The organism is Micromonospora sp. CNZ322, from assembly GCF_007827755.1.
The window spans coordinates 458,543-477,177 of sequence record NZ_VITD01000002.1; the positions used below are offsets into that span (position 1 = coordinate 458,543).

The following is an 18,635-nucleotide window of genomic DNA, read 5'->3' on the forward strand; positions in this document are numbered from 1 at the left end:
TGGCCGGCACTAGACTTCGCCCTCGATGGACGCCCAGCCCAGCACCACCGAGACCCGCCCGTGCGCCCACTGTGGAGCGCCGGTGCCGCAGCGAGTCGGCGCGGGTCGACCGTTTCGCTACTGCCGCGACAACGACGGCGCCTGCCAGCGCGCCTCCCGCAACAGCCGGATGCGGCACCGCAACGCCCCCGGTCTGCCCGGGCAGGTGGCCCGCACCTGGGAGGCGGTGGACCGACTCGACCAGATCGTCGAGACGTTGACCGAGTCCCTGCACGCCGAGCTGTCCCCGGTGGGTGTGCAGCGGCAGCTCGCGCAGGTCCGCGCGGAGGCCGCCACCGAGATCGCGGCGGCGCAGACCGAACGCGACGAGGCCCGCGACGACGCCGAGACCGCGGCGGCCGACGCGGCGCGCGCCCGCGAGCAGGCCCGCGATGCCCGCGCCGAGGCCGACGACGCCCGCCAGCGCGCCGAGCTGGCGCAGCGGCAGGCCGCCGCCGCCGACGAGCGGGCGCGGCACGCCGAGGCCGCCCGAGACCAGGCGCGCCACGACGCCAGCGCCGCCGAGGCGCTGCGCGCCCAGGCCGAGCGCGACCGCGACCAGGCCCGCGCCGAGGCGCGGGACCTGCGCACGCAGCGCGACGCCGAACGGCAGCGGGTGGCCGACCTGAGCGTGGAACGCGACGCGCTGCGCGCCGAGGCCGAACGGGCCAGCCGGGCCGCCGCCGAGGCGACCGAGCGGGCCGGGCGGTGGCAGGCCGAGGTGCAGGACGTCCGGCGCCAAATCGAGCAGTCCCGCGCCGACGCGGCGCGGACCCGCGCGGAGGCCGCCGACGCCGCCCGGGCGCGCGAGCAGGCCGACCGGGCCCGCGACCGCGCCGAGGTCGCCGCCCGGCAGGCCGACGACGCCCGGCAGGAGACCGCGGAGCTGGCGGCGCGGTTGCGCGCGGAGGTGGCAGCCCTGGCCGCCCAGCGCGACACGCTCACCGCCGAGCTGACAGTGGCCCGGCAGGCCGCGGCGACCGCCGAGGGTCACCGCACCGCCCTGACGGTACGACTCGACGCCGCCGAGACCGACCGGGACCTGGCCCAGCGGCGGGTGGCGCAGCTCGGCGACCAGGTCAGTGACCTGGCGTTGGCGTTGGCCCGCCTCGGCGCCGCCACTCCCGGCGACGCCACCTGATCATCGTGGCGCAACCTTCGGTAGGCTCGGGCGGTTAACCTCCCCGGTGGCAGCGGACACACACCGTTGTTCCGACCCGCCTGGGGATCACCTCACCGGGTGAGCGTCCCGGCCGGTTACCCTTGGTCCCGGCCCACCCGTGGACGCCTCACGCCCTCGGGCGGGAATGGCTCGACGGGGACGCACCGTTACACCCAGAAGACCAGCACCACGAACGAGGGGAAGTCGATCATGGGCGAGCGTATGCTGCGCGGAAGCCGCCTTGGCGCGGTGAGCTATGAATCCGACCGCAACACGGAGCTCGCGCCGCGTCAGACCCGCGAGTACCTCTGCGCCAAGGGCCACCAGTTCGAGGTGCCGTTCGCCGTCGACGCCGAGGTCCCGACGACCTGGGAATGCAAGTTCGACGGCAGCGTCGCCCGACTCGTCGACGGCAACGAGCCGGAGCAGAAGAAGGCCAAGCCGCCGCGTACCCACTGGGACATGCTTCTGGAGCGGCGTTCCATCGCCGAGCTGGAGGACATCCTGGAGGAGCGCCTGCAGGAGGTTCGGACCCGCCGCGGCCGCGCCTGAGCCGCACGACGCACGATGACGGCGCCCCCGGGGTTTTCCCCGGGGGCGCCGTCGTGTCTGCCTTGAGCACGGTGCAGGTGGCCTGGTCTCAGTGCCGGCCGGGCTCGACGATCTCGCCCTCGATGGCCCGACCGCCGTCGACCACCACCGGCTGTTCCGGCTGCGGGGCCGGTTGCGGGGCACCTTGGCGCACCCGCACCGTGCGGGGCCCGAACAGGTCACCGGCGACCATCGACGACACCCGCCGCTCGGTGGCGCGGCGCACCCCGGCGCGGGCCAGTCGACGCACCGGCGGCACCAGCAGCAGCAACCCGACCACCCCGCTGACCAGGCCGGGCACGGCCAGCAACAGCGCACCGGCCAGACCGACGAGCCCGTCGGTCACCTGACCACCCGGGGGCTGCCCGGCCGCCGCCGCGGCGCGGAAACCACGCCAGGCGCGCATCCCCTCGCGGCGCAGCAGCACCAACCCCAGCAGGGACGCGGCGAACACCAGCAACACCGCCACGCCGAACCCCAGCGCCCGTCCCACGCCGACGAACACCGCCAGCTCCAGCACCACCGCCAGCAACAGGGCCAACGGTACGAACCTCAGTCCTCGGCGCATCTCACCTCATCGCCATTCCTGCGGACACCACGGACGTGTTCCGCTCATCCAGCATGACACGGCCGCGCTCACGGCCACCGTGCCTGGCCGGTGGCAGTGCCGTGCAGGCCCCGACGCACCGCCTGGCGCCGGTCGCGCACCCCCCAGGCGGTGATCCGCCACAGCGCCTCGGCCACGATCTTCGGGCTCATCTTGCTGTCGCCGCGTTCCCGCTCGGCGAAGGTGATCGGCACCTCCACGATCCGCACACCGGCCCGGTGCGCCAGCCGCGACAGCTCCACCTGGAACGAGTAGCCCTGCGAGGTCACCGACTCCAGGTCGATGGCGTCCAACGCGCTGATTCGGTACACCCGGTAACCGCCGGTGGCGTCCGAGACGGGCATGCCCAGCGCCAGGCGCGCGTACAGGTTGCCGCCGCGCGACAGCAACAGCCGCCGCAGCGGCCAGTTGAGCACCCGCGCGCCCCTGGTCCACCGGGAGCCGATCACCACGTCGGCGTCGCGGGCGGCGTCCAGCAACGCCGGCAGGTCCTCCGGGGCGTGCGAGCCGTCCGCGTCCATCTCCACGACCGCCTGGTAGCCACGCTCGCGCGCCCACCCGAACCCGGCCAGGTACGCCGCGCCGAGGCCCTGCTTGCCCTGGCGGTGCAGCACCTGCACATGCGCGTCGCCGTCGGCGAGGGCGTCGGCGATCGCGCCGGTGCCGTCGGGGCTGTTGTCGTCGGCGATGAGGATCTGCACCGCCGGGGCGGCCCGCCGGACCCGGCCCACGATCACCGCGATGTTGTCGGCCTCGTTGTAGGTGGGGATCACCACCAGCACCTGGCCCACCCCGGGCACCTCGTCCGCGCGTCGGATCGTATCGGTCGCCTGGATCACGGTTCCTCCGCTCCCGCCGGCGTACCGGCTGTTGCTATCCGGGCCTGACCCGCTGCCGCCGACGCAGCACCGCCGCGCCGACCAGGGCCGCCGCGGCCAGCGCGGCGAGCGCCACCTCGGGCCACCAGCCGAGGCGGGTGGCGAGGGTGCGTCCGTCGTCGAGCCGCAACTGCCGCACCACGACCTCCCGGGTGTTGAACCCGGTGGCATCGCTTACCCGCCCGTCGGGTGCGACGAACCCGGACACCCCGACCGTGGAGGCCATCAACGCCGGACGTCCGTGCTCCACCGCCCGCAGCCGCACCATGGCCATCTGCTGGCGGGCCTCCGCCACGTTGAAGGTGGCGTTGTTGGTCTGCACCACCAGCAGTTGCGCGCCGCCGGTGACGGTGTCGCGGACCACCTCGTCGTAGGCGACCTCGAAGCAGATCACGTCACCGAGCACAGTCGGACCGGCGCGTACCACGCCCGGGGTGCTTCCGGGCACGAAGTCGTTGCGGATCAGGTCGACCTGCTTGCTGACCATCCGGGCCACGTCGCGCAGCGGCACGTACTCGGCGAACGGCACCGGGTGGCGTTTCGTGTACAGCTGCTCGAGGTCCGCGCCGGTGCCGGGGCGCCACAGGATGCCCGCGTTGCGGACCTGCCCGGCGTCGGGGCCCAGCAGGACCGCGCCGACCAGGATCGGCGCGCCGACGGTGTCGGCGGCCTGGGAGATGCGCGCACCGGCGGTGGGGTTGCGCAGCGGGTCGATGTCGCTGGAGTTCTCCGGCCACACCACCAGGTCGGGTCGCCGCTGCTGCCCGTCGGCGACCCGCTCGGCCAGTTCGATGGTGGCGTCGACGTGGTTGTTGAGCACCGCCTGCCGTTGGGCGTTGAAGTCCAGGCCCAGCCGTGGCACGTTGCCCTGCACGATCGCCACGGTGACGGTGTCGCCGGACCCGGCGGTGGCGACCGGCACCAGCAGACCCCCGGCGGTCAGCGCGACGGCCACGACGGCCGGTACGACCACAGGCGTCCACCGCCGCGCCACGGCACCCCCGGCGCGTGGCGGGCCGTCCAGCGGGCCGTCAGAGCCCGGCGCGGCGTCGCTCGGCGTGGTGGTGGGCTCAGCTGCGTGGCGCTGGGCGGTGACCCAGCCCCGCCAGACGGCGGTGACCAGCAACCCGCCGATGAGAGCCACGACGAAGGTGACCAACGGGGCGCCGCCCAGCGCGGCCAGCCGCAGCAGCGGTGAGCTGTCCTGACTGAACGCCAACCGCCCCCACGGGAACCCGCCGAACGGGGTGCGGTCGCGCAGCGCCTCCTGCCCGACCCAGAGCAGCCCGGTCAGCGCCGGCCACGCCCAGCGGGCGCGGTCGACCAGCGGCGACACCCAGGCGGTGGCCGCGCCCAGCAGCGCCAGGTAGCCGGCCTGCAGCAGCGACAGCAGCACCCACGGCAGGTAGCCGGTGTGCAGGTTCGTCCAGTCCAGCAGCGGGGCGAAGAACGCCACCCCGGTCAGGAAGCCCAGGCCGGCACCGGCGCGCAACCGCCGCCGGTGCGCGGCGGCGGCCAGCAACGCCACCCCGACCGGCGCGAGCGGCCACACCCCGTACGGGGGGAACGCCACCAGCAGGGCCAGCCCAGCGGCCACGGCCAGGGGTACGGCGACCCGCAGTGGCAGCGGCCGACCGGCAATGACCGGCCGGGGCAGCGCCGCCGGCGTGTGCGTCTCATCCCGGTCCAGGGTCGTCACCGCTTCACCTCGATCACGGGGCGAAGGTTACCTGGCTGGCGGGTGAACCGACCGCGTCGGGCCGTCGGGCACGAACCGCCCGGGGGACATGAAATCGGGGCGCGGCTCGCGCCGCGCCCCGATGCTCCCAGGCCCTTCCCGGCCGGTGTGGCGAGGATGGGGCACGACGACCTTCGGACCGACCGGACGTGGACTGGCTGCCCCCGCCGGGCCGTTGTCTACTGGCCGTGCACCTCACCCTGCCCGTACACCGGTAACCGCGGCCGGTTCGCGCCGCCCCGCCGACCCCCGCCCGCTGGACCTGGCCGCCGCGACGATGACGCTCAAACATGTCGCTCGGCCAGCGGACGAAGGGACGAAGCGAACAACAGCCGCTTCCCGTGGTAGGACTCAAAGACGGTACGTGCCGACCCCCGTCGGTTGTCAACCCGCAGCCGGCCTGTCGTGTGTTGCGACACGGCGTGTCGGGTCGGCGAGTCTCAATGCGTACGCAGATGCTGACGCAGCAGCGACTGCGCGGCCGCCCGGTGCTCCTCGGCGAGCAGCCCTCCGGCGGCCAACACGTAGTCGGCGTCGACCACCGCGGCGGCGGCGCGCGGCAGCGCCCACCCGCCGGCGTGGTCGGCCAGGACCGCCGTCAGCACCTGCCCGGACACGTCCGCCGGCGAGTGCCGCAGCACCCCACCGGAGCCCACCAGCATCCGCACGTCGCGCAGGTCCCGCCCGGCCCGCTCACCGGTGGCGGCGCCCCGGGCGTGCCGGCGCAGCGCCACCGTCGCGGCGAGGGTGGCGATACGCCGGTCCACGTCCCGCTCGACGTCGTCGACGGCCAGGAACGCCGGGTCGGCCGCCCGTCGCGCCGCCGCGGCGGCCAGATCGGCGGCTTCGCCGGCGGCGAGCAGCCGCTCCTCCACGGCCGCCCGCACCACCCCGGGGGCGCTCCACCGCATGCCCAGATCGCCCTCCACGGTGCGGGCCCGCCACAGGCTGCCGGCGACCTCCCGGCCCGGCCCGGTGGCCCGCTCGTCGGGCGTGAGCACCGAGTACACGTCGGTGGTGGCCCCACCCACGTCGACCACGGCCAGGTCACCGCCGAGGGTGTCGGCGAGCACCTCCACACCGGTGAGCACCGCGTCGGGGGTGGCCGCCCGCACCAACCGCGCGAACCGGGTGCCCCGCGACAGTCGTTTACCGCCGATGACGTGGCGCAGGAACACCGCGCGGATCGCCGCCCGCGCCGACGCCGGGGCGAGCACCCCGATGCGCGGCAGGACGTTGTCGGCGTCGGTGACCGGCACACCCGCGTGGCGCAGCAGCCCGGTCAACTCCTCGCGCACGTTGGCGTTGCCCGCGTACACCACGGGCCGGCGCCACCGGGCCCGGGCCAGGCGGGTGGCGTTGTGGGTGATCGTGTCGGCGTCGCCGCCGTCGGTGCCGCCCACGAGCAGCACCACGTCCGGGCGGGCCGCCCGCAACGCTGTCAGGTCGGCGGCGCCGAGCCGTCCGGCCGCGACGTGCACCACGTGCGCGCCGGCGGACAACCCGACCCGCCGGCCGGCCTGCGCGGTGACCAGCGGCTCGTAGCCGATCACGGCCAGCCGCAGCCCACCACCGGCCGACGAGCACACGTACCAGGGAACGTCGCGCACGCCGAGCCCGGCGGTGGCCGCCGCGACCGCGGCGTCCAGGCCGTGCAGCACGTCGGTGTCCACCGTGGTGGGCGCCGACGCCGCGCCGGCCAGGACACCGGCGGCCAGGTCCACCACCGCCACCTTCGTGTACGTGGAGCCGACGTCGGCGCAGACCGCCAGGGTCACGAGTTTCCCTGTTCGCGACTGCGGGGCTCGCAACCCCGGCTCACTCCTCGCGACTCACGCTGGCGGCGGGGACGACCACGGTGCCGGTCGCGGTGACCGCCACGATCGGCGGGTCGAGGACCTCGGCGGCGGACGCGGAGCGGTCCGGGCGACCCCGGCACACCACCGCGCAGCTCAACTCCAGGGTGCGGCTGCGGGTACCCACCCGCGCCACCCGCGCGGTGACCTCGACCACGTCCCCGGCGTGGACGGGCGCGTGGAAGCGCACGTCGGCGTACCCAGCGAACAGGCCCTCGTCGCCGTCGGTGCGGATGCACACCTCCGTGGCGACGTCGCCGAACAACCCGAGCGCGTACGCCCCGTCGACGAGGTTGCCGGCGTAGTGGGAGTGCGAGTACGGCACATACCGCCGGTGCGTCACCGTCAACCCGAGCCGTGCGTCGGTCATGCCATCGCCTTCCGTTGCGTGATCAGGGCGTGCACGAGGTAGCTGGCCACCTCGCCGGGCGTGGTGCCCCGACCGAAGATCCGGTCCACGCCCAACTCGTCGGTCATCGTCTCGTCGAAGCGGGGCCCACCGACGATCAGCAGCGGCCGCCGTCCCGCCGGCATCGCCTCCCGGAACGCGGCGGACATCTCCCGGGTGTTGTGCAGGTGCGCGTCGCGTTGGGTGACCACCTGCGACACGAGCACCGCGTCGGCCTTCTCCGCCCGGGCGGTCTCCACCAGCTCCGGCACGCTGACCTGCGCGCCCATGTTGGTGACCTTCAACTCCCGGTAGTACTCCAGGCCCTTCTCCCCCGCGATGCCCTTGACGTTGAGGATCGCGTCGATGCCCACTGTGTGCGCGTCGGTGCCGATGCACGCCCCGACCACTGACAGCTTGCGTCGCAACCGCTGCTTGATCACCGTGTTGACGTCCTTCGCCGACAGCAGCGCGAAGTCCCGTTCCACCACCTGCACGGCGCCCAGGTCGACCAGGTGGTTGACCCGTCCGTAGACGACGAAGAACGTGAACCCGTCGCCCATCGGCTTGGCGTGCACCACCATCGCCGGGTCGATGCCCATCTTGTTGGCCAACTGCACCGCCGCGCCCTCGGCGCGCTTGTCGTGGGCCACCGGCAGGGTGAACGACACCTGCACCATGCCGTCACCGGTGGTGTCCCCGTACGGGCGCACGATCTGCTTCTCCCCGCTCACGCGGTCGCCTCCAGGATGTCGGTGGCCGGGTTGCAGTAGTCGGCCTCGTGCGCGGCGACCCCGGACAGGCCCTTGCCGCGGTCCGCGGGCCGCTTCATGATCCCGAAGGTGCCCTCGGCGATCGCCGTGAGCAGCGTCTGTTCCCCGATGCGCTCCAGCAGGTCCAGTGCCTCACCGAGGACCTGGTTGGCGCGGCGGCGGATGAACCCGCCCGGCGCCGGCACGAAGTCCTCGTGCAGCCCACCGGCCGCGCCGAGGACGTAACGCACGTTCTGCAGGGCGATGTCCCGGTCGGACAACCACGGCGTCACCACCGCCTCGGTCATCATCCCCACCAGCAGGATGCCCTGACCGGTCAGCGCGCCGGCCAGGTTGAAGAACCCGTCGAGCAGGTTGCCCCGGAACACGTCACCGGTCATGTGCTTCGTCGGCGGCATCCACTTCAACGGCGCGTCGGGGAACAACTCCCGGGCCAGCAACGCGTGCGCCAACTCCAACCGGAACGACTCCGGCACCTCCGGGTTGATCTCGAACGCGTGCCCCAACCCCAACTGCCAGTCCGCCAACCCCGCCTCGTGCGCGAAGAACTCGTTGAGCAGCTGCGACACCGTCACCGTGTGCGCCTCGTCGACCGCGTCGGCGGTGGTCAGGTAGTTGTCCTCACCGGTGTTGATGATGATCCCGGCGCGGGCGTGCACCTGCCGGGAGAACCGCTGGTCGACGAACGTGCGCACCGGGTTGATGTCGCGGAACAGGATCCCGTACATCGAGTCGTTCAACATCATGTCGAGGCGTTCCAGCCCGGCCAGTGTCGCCATCTCCGGCATGCACAGCCCGGAGGCGTAGTTGGTCAACCGCACGTAGCGGCCCACCTCCTTCGACGACTCGTCCAACGCCGCGCGCATCAACCGGAAGTTCTCCTGGGTGGCGTACGTGCCGGCGAAGCCCTCCCGGGTCGCGCCCTCGGGCACGTAGTCCAGCAACGACTGCCCGGTGGAGCGGATCACCGCGATCACGTCCGCGCCCGCGCGCGCCGCCGCCTGCGCCTGCGGAATGTCCTCGTAGATGTCGCCGGTGGCGACGATCAGGTAGATCCACGGCCGCTGCGCCGGGTCGCCGTGGCGCTTCACCAGCCGGTCCCGCTCGGCGCGCCGCCGGTCGATGCGCCGAATGCCCGCGCCGACGGCCTTGCGCGCCGCCGACCGGGCCGCCGTGGCCCCCCGCCCGGTGGGCTGAGTGAACCGCACCGACCCGGCCGCGGCCTTCTGCGCCAGCAACGTCACGTCGGTGCTGCCCTCACGCACCAGGGCGTCGAACACCGGCACCGCCACCCCGTGACCCAACCCCACGTCCGCGGCGACCGCGTCGACGAGCCGGTTCACCCACGGAATGCCGTCCGGGTCGGCGCCGGTCACCCCGGCCAACCGCAGCACCGCCCGCTCCACCGACACCGTGGTGTGGCTGCGCGCCAGGTCCACCACCGGCTGCCCGGCCCGACGCGCCAACTCCCGCGCCCGCGCCACCAGCACCGGATCAAGATCAAGCTTCCCGGTCATGATGACCCTTCCTCATAGATGACCTCACCGCGCAGCACCAGACGCCGACACACCGGCAGCGGCGTCGGGTCGTCTGGACCCCGCGCCTCCGGGTCCTCGGCCTGCAACACCGGCAGACCCCGCTCCACCCCCGCCGACGTCGACCACACCGCGAACGTCGCCGGCGCACCCAACGCCAGGACCCCCTCGACGTCCAGGTGCACCGCCCGCCACCCGCCCCGGGTGTGCGCCGCGAACGCCGAACGCACACTCATCCGCTGCGCCGGGTTGTGGTGCGCCACCGCCGCCCGCACCGACCCCCACGGGTCCAGCGGCGTCACCGGCGAATCCGACCCGAACGCCAACGCCACCCCCACCGAGTGCATCGCACCCATCGGGTTCGACTCCAACGACCGGTCCAACCCCAACCGCGTCTCGTACATCCGGCCCGCGCCACCCCACAACCGGTCGAACGCCGGCTGCATGCTCGCCACCACCCCGTACTCCACGAACCGCGCGATCAACGCCTTGCTCATGATCTCCGCGTGTTCGATGCGGTGCCGGGCCGCGCGCAACCGCTCCACCCCCACCGTCCGCGCCGCCGCCGCGAACCCGTCGAGGACCGTCCCGATGGCCGCGTCACCGATGGCGTGGAAACCGCCCTGCATGCCGTGCGCCGCGCAGTCCAACAGGTGATCGCGCACCTGCTCGACCGACAGGTACCCGTGCCCGCAGCCGTCACCGTCGCCGTACGGCTGCGACACGTGCGCCGTGCGCGAACCCAACGCCCCGTCGGCGAACAGGTCCCCACCGGCGCCGACCGCGCCCAACTCCCGGGCCCGCGCCGCGCCACCCAACTCACCCCAGTACCCGTACACCTCCGGCAACCCCGCGCCGGAGATGCCCAGCAGACCGGTGAAGTCCTCCTCGTCGGAGATCTCCGGGCCGCCACACTCGTGCACCGCCGCGATCCCCAACGACGCCGCGTGGGTCAGGGCCACCCGCTGCGCAGCGACCCGCTGGGCTCGACTCACCGACGCCTGCGCGGCCGCCCGCACCACGTGGTGCGCGTCGCGCCGCAACCAGCCCGACGCGTCGTACCCGGTCGCCTGCGCCGCCTGCGGGCACGCCGCCAGCAACGCCGACGACACCAACGCCGAATGGATCGACGCCTGCGACAGGTACACCCGCCGACCACCGGCCGCCCGGTCCAGCGCCGCGGCGTCCGGCAACGTCGGATCCGACCAACCCGACTCGTCCCAGCCGTGCCCCAGCACCACCGCGTCCGCCGGCAGACCCGCCGCGAACCCCGCCACCGCGTCGAGCAGTTGCCCCGCCGAGCGCACCCCGGACAACGCCAAACCGGACAACGCCAACCCGGTGTCGGTGGCGTGCACGTGCGCGTCGACGAACGCAGGCGTCACCAACGCCCCGCCCAGGTCCACCACCCGGTCGGCCGGCGGCGCGTCACCGTCGGTCCCCAACCAGGCAATCCGCCCACCGGACACCAGCAGCGCGGTGGCGCTCGGGTCGGCGGGGCAGTGCAGCACGCCGCCGCGATACAACGTCGAGGGGTTCGTCATGACCTCAGTCTGCCGCGACCCGCGCCGCGAACAGCTGACGCACCCCCGGCTCGGCCCGCAGCAGCCCCAGCGCCAACTCCGCGTGCCCCGGCACGTACCCGTTGCCCACCAGCATCGTCACGTCCGCCGCCAACCCCTCCGCGCCCAGCGCGGCAGCGGAGAAGCTCGTCGCCATCGAGAAGAAGATCACCGTGCCGCCGTCCGCGGTGGCCAGCACCGCCCCGTGCTCACACCCCGGCACGTCCACGCAGACCACCGTCACGTCCGCCGGCACCCCCAGCGCGGTGGTCACCGCCGTGGACAACCCCACCGGGTCGCGCGCGTCGGCCAACGCCACCACCGACGCCAGACCGGCGGCCGTCAGCGCGTCGCGCTCCGCCGCCACCGGCACCACCCCGACGGTACGCGCGGCGCCCGCCCGTCGCGCCGCCGCGAGAGACAGCGACCCGCTCTTACCCGCCCCACCGATCACCGCGACCCGCACCGGCGTCGGATCACCGGTACGCCGACGATCCTCGACGTAGCGCGACACCACCCGGGCCGTCAGCGCGGGCGCCCCGCACACGTCCAGCACGGCGAGGGACAACTGGGGGTCCTCGTCGTCGGGCAGCACCGCGGCGATGGAACGCGCGAACAGGATCGCCCACCCGTCACAGGGCACCTGCTCGCTGCGCCCGTCCCAGCGGGCCAACCCATCGGTGATCACCAGGGGCGTCAACGTCAACGACACCAGGGTGGCGACCCGCTCCCCCGCCCTGAGCCCCAGCGGGGACCGCCGACCGGCCTCCTCGACCGTGCCGATCAGCATCCCGCCCGACCCGGTCACCGGGTTCTGCATCTTCCCCCGCGTGGAGATGATCTCCAGCACCTCGGCGCGGACCGCGTCACCGTCCCCGCCGTGCTTCTCCGACAACTGCCGGAAGCTCGCCGCGTCCAGGTTGAGTCGCTGCACCCGGATCCGCACCTCGTTCGGTGCGATCGCCGCCGACGTGTCCAGGCGCCAGGCCGCCTGCGGCAGCACCCCCGCCGGTTGCACGACGCGGTGCAGTCCCACCGGTGACGTCACGCCAACCTCCCCCTGCCAGCCGTTCGAAGCCCCGGTCAAGGCTCGCGTAACGGGAAAACTTACGGCAGACTAGTTTCTGTACCGAATATTTTCCAGTAGCCTTCGGGCTTCGATGATCAGCCGCAACACCGAGGAGGGGCCGTGACCCAGACCCAACCGGTTGAGACCATCCCTCAACCCCGTCACGCCCCGGTCGCCGTACCGACCGCCGGGCAGCCCTACGAATACCACCGCCGCCCCCTGGTCGAACCCGACTGGACCCGTTTCCCCGGCTGGCGCCACGTCACCCGCGACCAGTGGGAATCCGCCCAGTGGCAGCGCGTCAACTGCGTCAAGAACATCAAGCAGCTGCGCGCCGTCTTCGGTGACCTGATCGACGAAACCTTCTACGCCGACCTCGAGGCCGACCAGTTGGCCATGGCCACCATGTCCATGCTGGTGCCTCCACAAATGATCAACACGATGGTGCCGTTCGCGACCCTCACCACCGAGGCGCTGCTCGCCGACCCCATCCGCCGCTACATGATCCCGGTCGCCTCCGACCGACGCACCGACTGGCCCTCACACCCCTACGCCAGCCGCGACAGCCTCCACGAGCACGACATGTGGGTCGCGGAAGGGCTCACCCACCGCTACCCCACCAAGGTCCTCGCCGAGCTGCTCTCCACCTGCCCCCAGTACTGCGGGCACTGCACCCGCATGGACCTCGTCGGCAACTCCACCCCCGCCGTCGACAAACTCAAGCTCACCCTCAAGCCCGTCGACCGCTACGACGCCCACATCGCCTACCTCAAGGCCCACCCCGGCGTCCGCGACGTGGTCGTCTCCGGCGGCGACGTGGCCAACGTCCCCTGGCGCAACCTTGAGTCGTACCTCATGCGCCTGCTGGAACTGGAGACGGTCCGCGACATCCGGCTCGCCACCAAGGCCCTCATGGGCCTGCCCCAACACTGGCTGCAGCCCGACGTCGTCGAGGGCCTGGAGCGGGTGGCCCGCACCGCCGCCCGCCGCGGCGTGAACCTCGCCATCCACACCCACGTCAACCACGCCCAGTCGCTCACCCCACTGGTCGCCAAGGCCGCCCAGACCGCCCTCGACGTCGGCGTCCGCGACGTCCGCAACCAGGGCGTCCTCATGCGCGGCGTCAACGCCACCACCCCGGAACTGCTCGACCTCTGCTTCGCCCTCCAGGGCGAAGCCGGGATCCTGCCGTACTACTTCTACATGTGCGACATGATCCCCAACGCCGAACACTGGCGGGTCCCGGTCTGGCACGCCCAGCAACTCCAGCACGACATCATGGGCTACCTTCCCGGCTACGCCACCCCCCGCATCGTCTGCGACGTCCCCTTCGTCGGTAAGCGCTGGGTGCACATGCTCACCGATTACGACCGTGAGCGCGGCATCTCCTACTGGACGAAGAACTACCGCACCTCCATCGAATCGGCCGACCTGGAGGCGCTCAACAAGCGCTACGCCTACTACGACCCGATCGACACCCTGCCCGCCAACGGCCAGCAGTGGTGGAACGACCACCGCAACGACTGACCCACCGACGACGACACCCCCGGGGAGACCACTCCCGGGGGTGTCGCGCACTCCGTGGTCAGGCGCAGCCCAGACCCTGCGAATAGCTGGCCCGCAACGTCCCGGCCGCGATCTCGTCGGCGTACTCCCAGAACACCTCCGGCCAGTCGCCGGCCTTGTTCATGTCCCGCAACACCCGCCACCCGTGGCTGCTCCGCAGCGCCTCGGCGGCCCGCCGCACCCCGGCCTCATCCCCGCTCGCCCTCGCGCGCTGCCACTCAGCGATCCACCCGCAACCGACCCGGGACGTCACACCCACACCGAAATGGTACGAGTCACTCACGCCAATGTCCTCCAGCGCCGTGACGTCGAACCCGGGCGGCAGCGGCACGTCGGCGAGCACCTTCGCCGCCCGCTCCCGCACCGGCATGACCATCTCCGCAGGAAGAACGGCCAACCAGGTCCGCGCGTCCACCCGGACGATGTCCGCGAGAACCCGAGCGAATTCCTTACGCGACCAGTCCCCGGAGGTCCTCATCTCCACGAACACGTCCTCGCGGGGACGCGTCAGCACCGCAAAATCACTGCCGGAATACTCGAACAGGTCACCCGGCCAGCCATCGACCCGCACCGACTTCGGCCGATTCACCTGGAGTCGATCGGCATAACGACCCGCATAACCGGACGCCGGATACCAGTTCATCTCCAACTCTTGCCCACCCCGGCGAAAACGGATCATGCCCAGCTCCTCGGTGAACCCCGACAGATCAGTCACCTTCCAGCCAGACCGATCGATCAGCAGCCGCGGGTTCCGCTCCGCCGCCGCCATCACCAACGGCGAAAAGACCACACCCGGACCGACAGTGGCTATCGGCGAGACCCCTCGGCCCTCGGACTGGCCACGCACCACGATGGACACGGGCACGACACTGACGAGGACGGCTGCCGCCGCGACGACGCCGGCGAAACCACGCACCCGCAACCGCCGCTGCGGCATCTCGATGACACGATCGAGCTTCGACTCGGACAGGATTTCCTCCAGCAGGTCCTGTTTCACCCCGCCGATGTCTCCCAGCACACCGAGCCGACCCGGGTCGGCATCCCGAACCAGCCGGTCAAACTGCTCCTCGACGCTCATCAGTCCTCCTTCCCGGTGGATGCGGTCAGCACGTCGAGCACATGTCCGGGCGGCCCCGGGTCGTCACCGACGAGCCCCCGCAACCTCGCCCGTGCCCGCGACAGCCGGGTCCGCACCGCGGCAGGAGTCGCCCCCAGTACCGCGGCCACCTCGTGCGGCCGCAGACCCTCCCACACGGTGAGCATCAGCACCTCCCGGTCCACCTCGGCCAGGCCCGCCAACGCCGCCCGAACGGCAAGCCGCTCCGGCACCTCACTCCCCGGATCGGCGACCGAAACGACGAGCTGCTGTCGTAACCGCTCACCGAGGCGTTGCCGGCGAACGCCACCGCGGTGCTGGTTGGCCAACACCCGCCGGGCCACCCCGTACAGCCACAGCCGAGCCTCACCGCCGACCGGAATGTCCTGCCGGCGACGCCACGCCACCAGGAAGGTCTCGGCGACGACATCGGCCGCATCCTCCGGATGCGCGACACGACGCAACGCGTACGCCAACAACGACTCGAAGTCCTCGGCGTAGACCCGCCGGAAGCGGTCCTCGTCATGCTCTGTCCCTGAGCTCACGTCCAGTCCATGTCCGGTGCGACGACAACCGTGACAGCCCGCACCGGTCAGGCGCGGATACCGGCGAGCACCAGATCGGCGACCCGACCGATCACCCGGGCGCTCGTCGCTGCCGGCAACCGTCGAAGCGACGCGATGGCCAACAGACCGGCCCGCACGTCGTCCGCGTCGACGCCGTCGCGCAGCACACCCGCCGCCCGGGCCCGCCCGACCAGCACGTTCAACGCCTGCGCGTGCTCCCGCCGCTCCCGCTGAAACGCCGCACTCACCTCACCCGGCCCCAACAACGCCTCATTCAGCGCCCGATCATGGATCTGCCGCTCGGCGAACTCGCGCACCACCCCCGACAGCGCCCGCCACGGGTCCGGGTCATCGAGCGCCCGGCGCACCTGCACACCGCAGTCCTCCACCCGCTCGGCCAGGACCGCCGCCACCAACTCCGTACGCGTCGGAAAGTGCCGGTACAGGGTCGCCACACCCACCCCCGCCCGTCGCGCCACCTCCCGCATGGGCACCTCGAGCCCCGCCGACGCGAACGCCTCCCGTGCCGCCGCCACCACCCGATCACGGTTGAACCGGGCATCGGCACGCTGCATCTGAGACATCCCCGACCGACCACCCTCTCACTTGACCCCACAGCGGAACGCCTGCTCCGTTTCCGGCCTACGGTACGACTACCACCCCGTCAACCAGGAAGAGAAGCCACTGATGTTCGCCGTGCAGTACGACCGGTTCGGCGGTCCCGAGGTACTCCACCTCGGCAGCACCGACGCGCCACAGCCCCGGGCCGGCCAGATCCGCATCCGCGTCCAGGCCGCCGGCGTCTCCCCCGTCGACGTCGGCCTCCGCTCCGGCCGCACCCCGATGAGCGCCCAACTGCCGTTGCCACACATCCCCGGCGTCGACGCCGCCGGCATCGTCGACGAGATCGGCGACGACGTCGACGGAGTCACCCTCGGCGACCATGTCTTCGGCATCGTCGAGCTGGCCAGACTCGGCGGCGCGAGCGCACAGTTCGCGGTACTACAGCTCTGGGCGCACAAGCCCACAGCCATGCCGTGGGCCCAGGCGGGCGCGGCGGGCACCAGCATCGAGACCGCCACCCGGGCCCTCGACCTGCTGGACCTACGGCCCGGCATGACGCTCCTCGTCGACGGCGCCGCCGGTGGCGTCGGCAGCATCGCCGTCCAACTCGCAGCCGCCCGCGGCGTCCACGTCATCGGCACCGCCCGCGCCGACAACCACGACCTCCTCCGCCAACTCGGGACGACACCGGTCACCTACGGCCCCGACCTCACAGGCCGCCTCGACGCCCTCGGCGTGACCCGGATCGACCGCGCCCTCGACGTCGCCGGCGCCGGGTCCCTGCCCGAACTGCTCCACCTCACCGGCAACCCGACAGCGGTGCTCACCCTGGCCGACTTCACCGCCCCCACCCACGGCGTCCGACTGTCCATGGGGCAACTGGCCGGCGAACCCGACGGCCGCCACGGCCTGCCCGCCGCAGCCGAACTGTTCACCGAGGGCCGGTTCAGGGTGCCCATCGAAGCCACCTTCCCGCTTGAGAAGGCGGCCGACGCGCACCAGACGGCCGAGCACGGATCCCGCCGCGGAAAGATCGTCCTGACCGTCGACGACGTGCAGGAGGGCTGAGCCTCAGCCCTCGGCCAGCACCTCGGACAACGGCGCGGGCACCAGCCCTCGCTCCCGCAACCCGGCCAGGATGTGTGGCAACGCCTCATCCGTCATCGCCGCGTTCGCCTCGGTCACATGCATGATCACCACCGACCCGGGGCGAACGTGGTCCAACACCGCCCGCACCAACGGCTTCCACGCCGTCGCGAACGGGTCGCCGCTGACCACGTCCCCGTCGACCACCGTCACACCCAGCGGCGCCAACGCGTCCAACGCCGCCGCGTCGTGGCACAACCCGGGAAACCGGAAGTACCGGGTCTGCCGACCGCCGTACGGCGCGATCACCTCGAACGTCTTCGCCACATCGCCGGCCAGCTCGTCGACAGGCAGCCGGGGCAGGTCGTAACAGTCGGCGGTGAACGCCGCGTGCCCGTAGGTGTGGTTGGCCAACTCGAAGCGCGGATTGCCGGCGATCCGCCGGGTCACGTCCGGATACCGCTTGACCCACTTGCCGGTCAGGAAGAACGTCGCGGGCACCTGCTCCCGCTCCAGCAGGTCGAGGATGCGCAGGTTCGCGTACGACTTCACCCGCCCGGCCCGCAGGCTGGCCAACATCCCGTCCGTCATGTCCGCGTCGAAGGTCAGCGCGACAGTGGCGCCGGTGCGCGGCCCGTGATCCACCACCGGCGCCCTGCTCCCCACCCGCGTCGCCCCCGGAACAGCCGGAACCGTCGGCGTCGGGACACTCTGTGGGGTGACGGGAGCCGTTGGCGTCGGAACGGCCTGCGATGTGCTGGCCGGCGGCGCGGCCGCAGAGGCGGACGAGCCGACGAAGACCGGCCCCTCCGGCGGTGGCACCCGGGACGCCGTGCACGCGACACTGCCGACAACGGCCGCCGCAACCAGTACGCCACACCACAATGGGCGAAGGCGGGGTCGGATCACGCCGCAGATCATCGCAGACGCGAAAGCGCCTCACTGTCCCGCGCGCACCGTCTCGAACGCCGGCGAACGCACCTCGTCCACGTCATCCCGAGCAGGCAGTGGCCCCTGGCAATGCGGGTTGCGCCCGTCGAGCGTCGGGGCGGTGCCGCTCCGGTAAGCGATATACCTCAGACCCATAAATATGACTCCCAGGTATATGGCTCACCAAGGGTTCTCCCGCCCGAGAGGGTGCCGAGGCCGCCACCGCAGGTTGGTCACGCAGGGCCGTGCGGGGCGTACATGGTGACCGCCACGCCGAGCAGGAAAAGGGCCAAGCACCAGCTAATGCAGCACGACGGGTCCCCGGGCGACGGTGCGCCCGGGGACCCGTGGACCGCTCAGGTCACTTCGTGAAGGAGTCCTTCACGTTGCGACCAGCGTCCTTGACGTTTTGACCGGCCTGCTTGGCGCGCGCGTCGCTCTCCTGGCTGGCGCCCTCGCCACGCATCCGCTCGTTGTCGGTCATGTCGCCGACGCGCTCCCTCGCGGCGCCGGCCATCTGCTCAACCTTGTTCTTTGCCTTCTCGGTGAAGCTCATCGCGCCTCCTCGGTCTGGCGGTTGTCCCGGCTCGCTTGCCCGGTCTCCGGGTGCCGAAACCGGTGGTGCCGGT

General features: G+C 72.4%; 18 protein-coding genes. 4 read left to right on the forward strand and 14 right to left on the reverse strand.

Annotation, left to right across the window (positions count from 1 at the left end; genetic code table 11):
* Window positions 1-25 precede the first annotated feature (25 nt).
* Complete coding sequence (locus FB453_RS07190; protein WP_145788506.1) at window positions 26-1,180, forward strand: coiled-coil domain-containing protein; 1,155 nt, start codon at window positions 26-28, stop codon at window positions 1,178-1,180.
* Window positions 1,181-1,411: 231 nt separating this feature from the next.
* Window positions 1,412-1,753, forward strand: coding sequence for an RNA polymerase-binding protein RbpA (locus FB453_RS07195; RefSeq protein ID WP_091398247.1), 342 nt, complete (start codon window positions 1,412-1,414; stop codon window positions 1,751-1,753).
* An 88-nt stretch (window positions 1,754-1,841) separates the two neighbouring features.
* Here the strand turns inward: FB453_RS07195 and FB453_RS07200 are convergent, their stop codons facing one another.
* The 9 genes from FB453_RS07200 to kdd all read right to left on the reverse strand — a co-directional run bounded on the left by FB453_RS07200 (window position 1,842) and on the right by kdd (window position 12,177).
* A complete protein-coding gene (locus FB453_RS07200; protein WP_112700646.1) occupies window positions 1,842-2,360 on the reverse strand; it encodes an FxsA family protein in 519 nt (172 codons plus the stop codon).
* A gap of 68 nt (window positions 2,361-2,428) precedes the next feature.
* On the reverse strand, window positions 2,429-3,238 hold the full coding sequence (locus FB453_RS07205) for a polyprenol monophosphomannose synthase (RefSeq protein WP_486480191.1): 810 nt from the start codon (window positions 3,236-3,238) through the stop codon (window positions 2,429-2,431).
* A 34-nt stretch (window positions 3,239-3,272) separates the two neighbouring features.
* Complete coding sequence (gene lnt, locus FB453_RS07210; protein ID WP_145788509.1) at window positions 3,273-4,976, reverse strand: apolipoprotein N-acyltransferase; 1,704 nt, start codon at window positions 4,974-4,976, stop codon at window positions 3,273-3,275.
* Between the two features lie 479 nt (window positions 4,977-5,455).
* On the reverse strand, window positions 5,456-6,793 hold the full coding sequence (locus tag FB453_RS07215) for a glutamate mutase L (RefSeq protein ID WP_145788511.1): 1,338 nt from the start codon (window positions 6,791-6,793) through the stop codon (window positions 5,456-5,458).
* Window positions 6,794-6,833: 40 nt separating this feature from the next.
* Complete coding sequence (kal, locus tag FB453_RS07220; protein WP_145788513.1) at window positions 6,834-7,241, reverse strand: 3-aminobutyryl-CoA ammonia lyase; 408 nt, start codon at window positions 7,239-7,241, stop codon at window positions 6,834-6,836.
* A complete protein-coding gene (gene kamE, locus FB453_RS07225; protein WP_112587992.1) occupies window positions 7,238-7,993 on the reverse strand; it encodes a lysine 5,6-aminomutase subunit beta in 756 nt (251 codons plus the stop codon). The genes kal and kamE overlap by 4 nt, the downstream gene beginning before the upstream one ends.
* Window positions 7,990-9,549, reverse strand: coding sequence for a lysine 5,6-aminomutase subunit alpha (gene kamD / locus FB453_RS07230; RefSeq protein ID WP_145788514.1), 1,560 nt, complete (start codon window positions 9,547-9,549; stop codon window positions 7,990-7,992). Before kamD ends, kamE begins: the two co-directional genes overlap by 4 nt.
* Window positions 9,546-11,111 (reverse strand): amidohydrolase, encoded by a 1,566-nt coding sequence (locus tag FB453_RS07235; protein ID WP_145788516.1) that lies wholly within the window; start codon window positions 11,109-11,111, stop codon window positions 9,546-9,548. The genes kamD and FB453_RS07235 overlap by 4 nt, the downstream gene beginning before the upstream one ends.
* Before the next feature lie 4 nt (window positions 11,112-11,115).
* Window positions 11,116-12,177 (reverse strand): L-erythro-3,5-diaminohexanoate dehydrogenase, encoded by a 1,062-nt coding sequence (kdd, locus tag FB453_RS07240; RefSeq protein WP_145788517.1) that lies wholly within the window; start codon window positions 12,175-12,177, stop codon window positions 11,116-11,118.
* A gap of 141 nt (window positions 12,178-12,318) precedes the next feature.
* On the opposite strand from kdd, the gene FB453_RS07245 reads away from it, so the two are divergent.
* Window positions 12,319-13,725, forward strand: coding sequence for a lysine 2,3-aminomutase (locus FB453_RS07245; RefSeq protein ID WP_145788520.1), 1,407 nt, complete (start codon window positions 12,319-12,321; stop codon window positions 13,723-13,725).
* 58 nt (window positions 13,726-13,783) lie between these two features.
* On the opposite strand, the gene FB453_RS07250 is transcribed toward FB453_RS07245, so the two are convergent.
* From FB453_RS07250 to FB453_RS07260, 3 genes are read right to left on the reverse strand one after another with little or no spacing between them, the layout of a single operon-like run.
* Window positions 13,784-14,842, reverse strand: a complete 1,059-nt coding sequence (locus FB453_RS07250) for a hypothetical protein (protein WP_145788522.1) — start codon at window positions 14,840-14,842, stop codon at window positions 13,784-13,786.
* The gene (locus tag FB453_RS07255; RefSeq protein WP_091398272.1) at window positions 14,842-15,405 is read right to left on the reverse strand and encodes an RNA polymerase sigma factor; all 564 of its coding nucleotides are present in this window, start codon (window positions 15,403-15,405) and stop codon (window positions 14,842-14,844) included. Before FB453_RS07255 ends, FB453_RS07250 begins: the two co-directional genes overlap by 1 nt.
* 47 nt (window positions 15,406-15,452) lie before the next feature.
* Window positions 15,453-16,001, reverse strand: a complete 549-nt coding sequence (locus FB453_RS07260) for a TetR/AcrR family transcriptional regulator (protein ID WP_145788524.1) — start codon at window positions 15,999-16,001, stop codon at window positions 15,453-15,455.
* A gap of 112 nt (window positions 16,002-16,113) precedes the next feature.
* Here FB453_RS07260 and FB453_RS07265 point away from each other — a divergent pair, with 112 nt between their 5' ends.
* Window positions 16,114-17,058, forward strand: a complete 945-nt coding sequence (locus FB453_RS07265) for an NADP-dependent oxidoreductase (RefSeq protein WP_145788526.1) — start codon at window positions 16,114-16,116, stop codon at window positions 17,056-17,058.
* 3 nt (window positions 17,059-17,061) lie between these two features.
* Here the strand turns inward: FB453_RS07265 and FB453_RS07270 are convergent, their stop codons facing one another.
* Entirely contained in the window at window positions 17,062-17,724 is a 663-nt protein-coding gene (locus FB453_RS07270) for a polysaccharide deacetylase family protein (protein ID WP_145788528.1), read from the reverse strand.
* A 643-nt stretch (window positions 17,725-18,367) separates the two neighbouring features.
* Window positions 18,368-18,562, reverse strand: coding sequence for a CsbD family protein (locus tag FB453_RS07275; protein ID WP_112588007.1), 195 nt, complete (start codon window positions 18,560-18,562; stop codon window positions 18,368-18,370).
* Window positions 18,563-18,635: the final 73 nt, after the last annotated feature.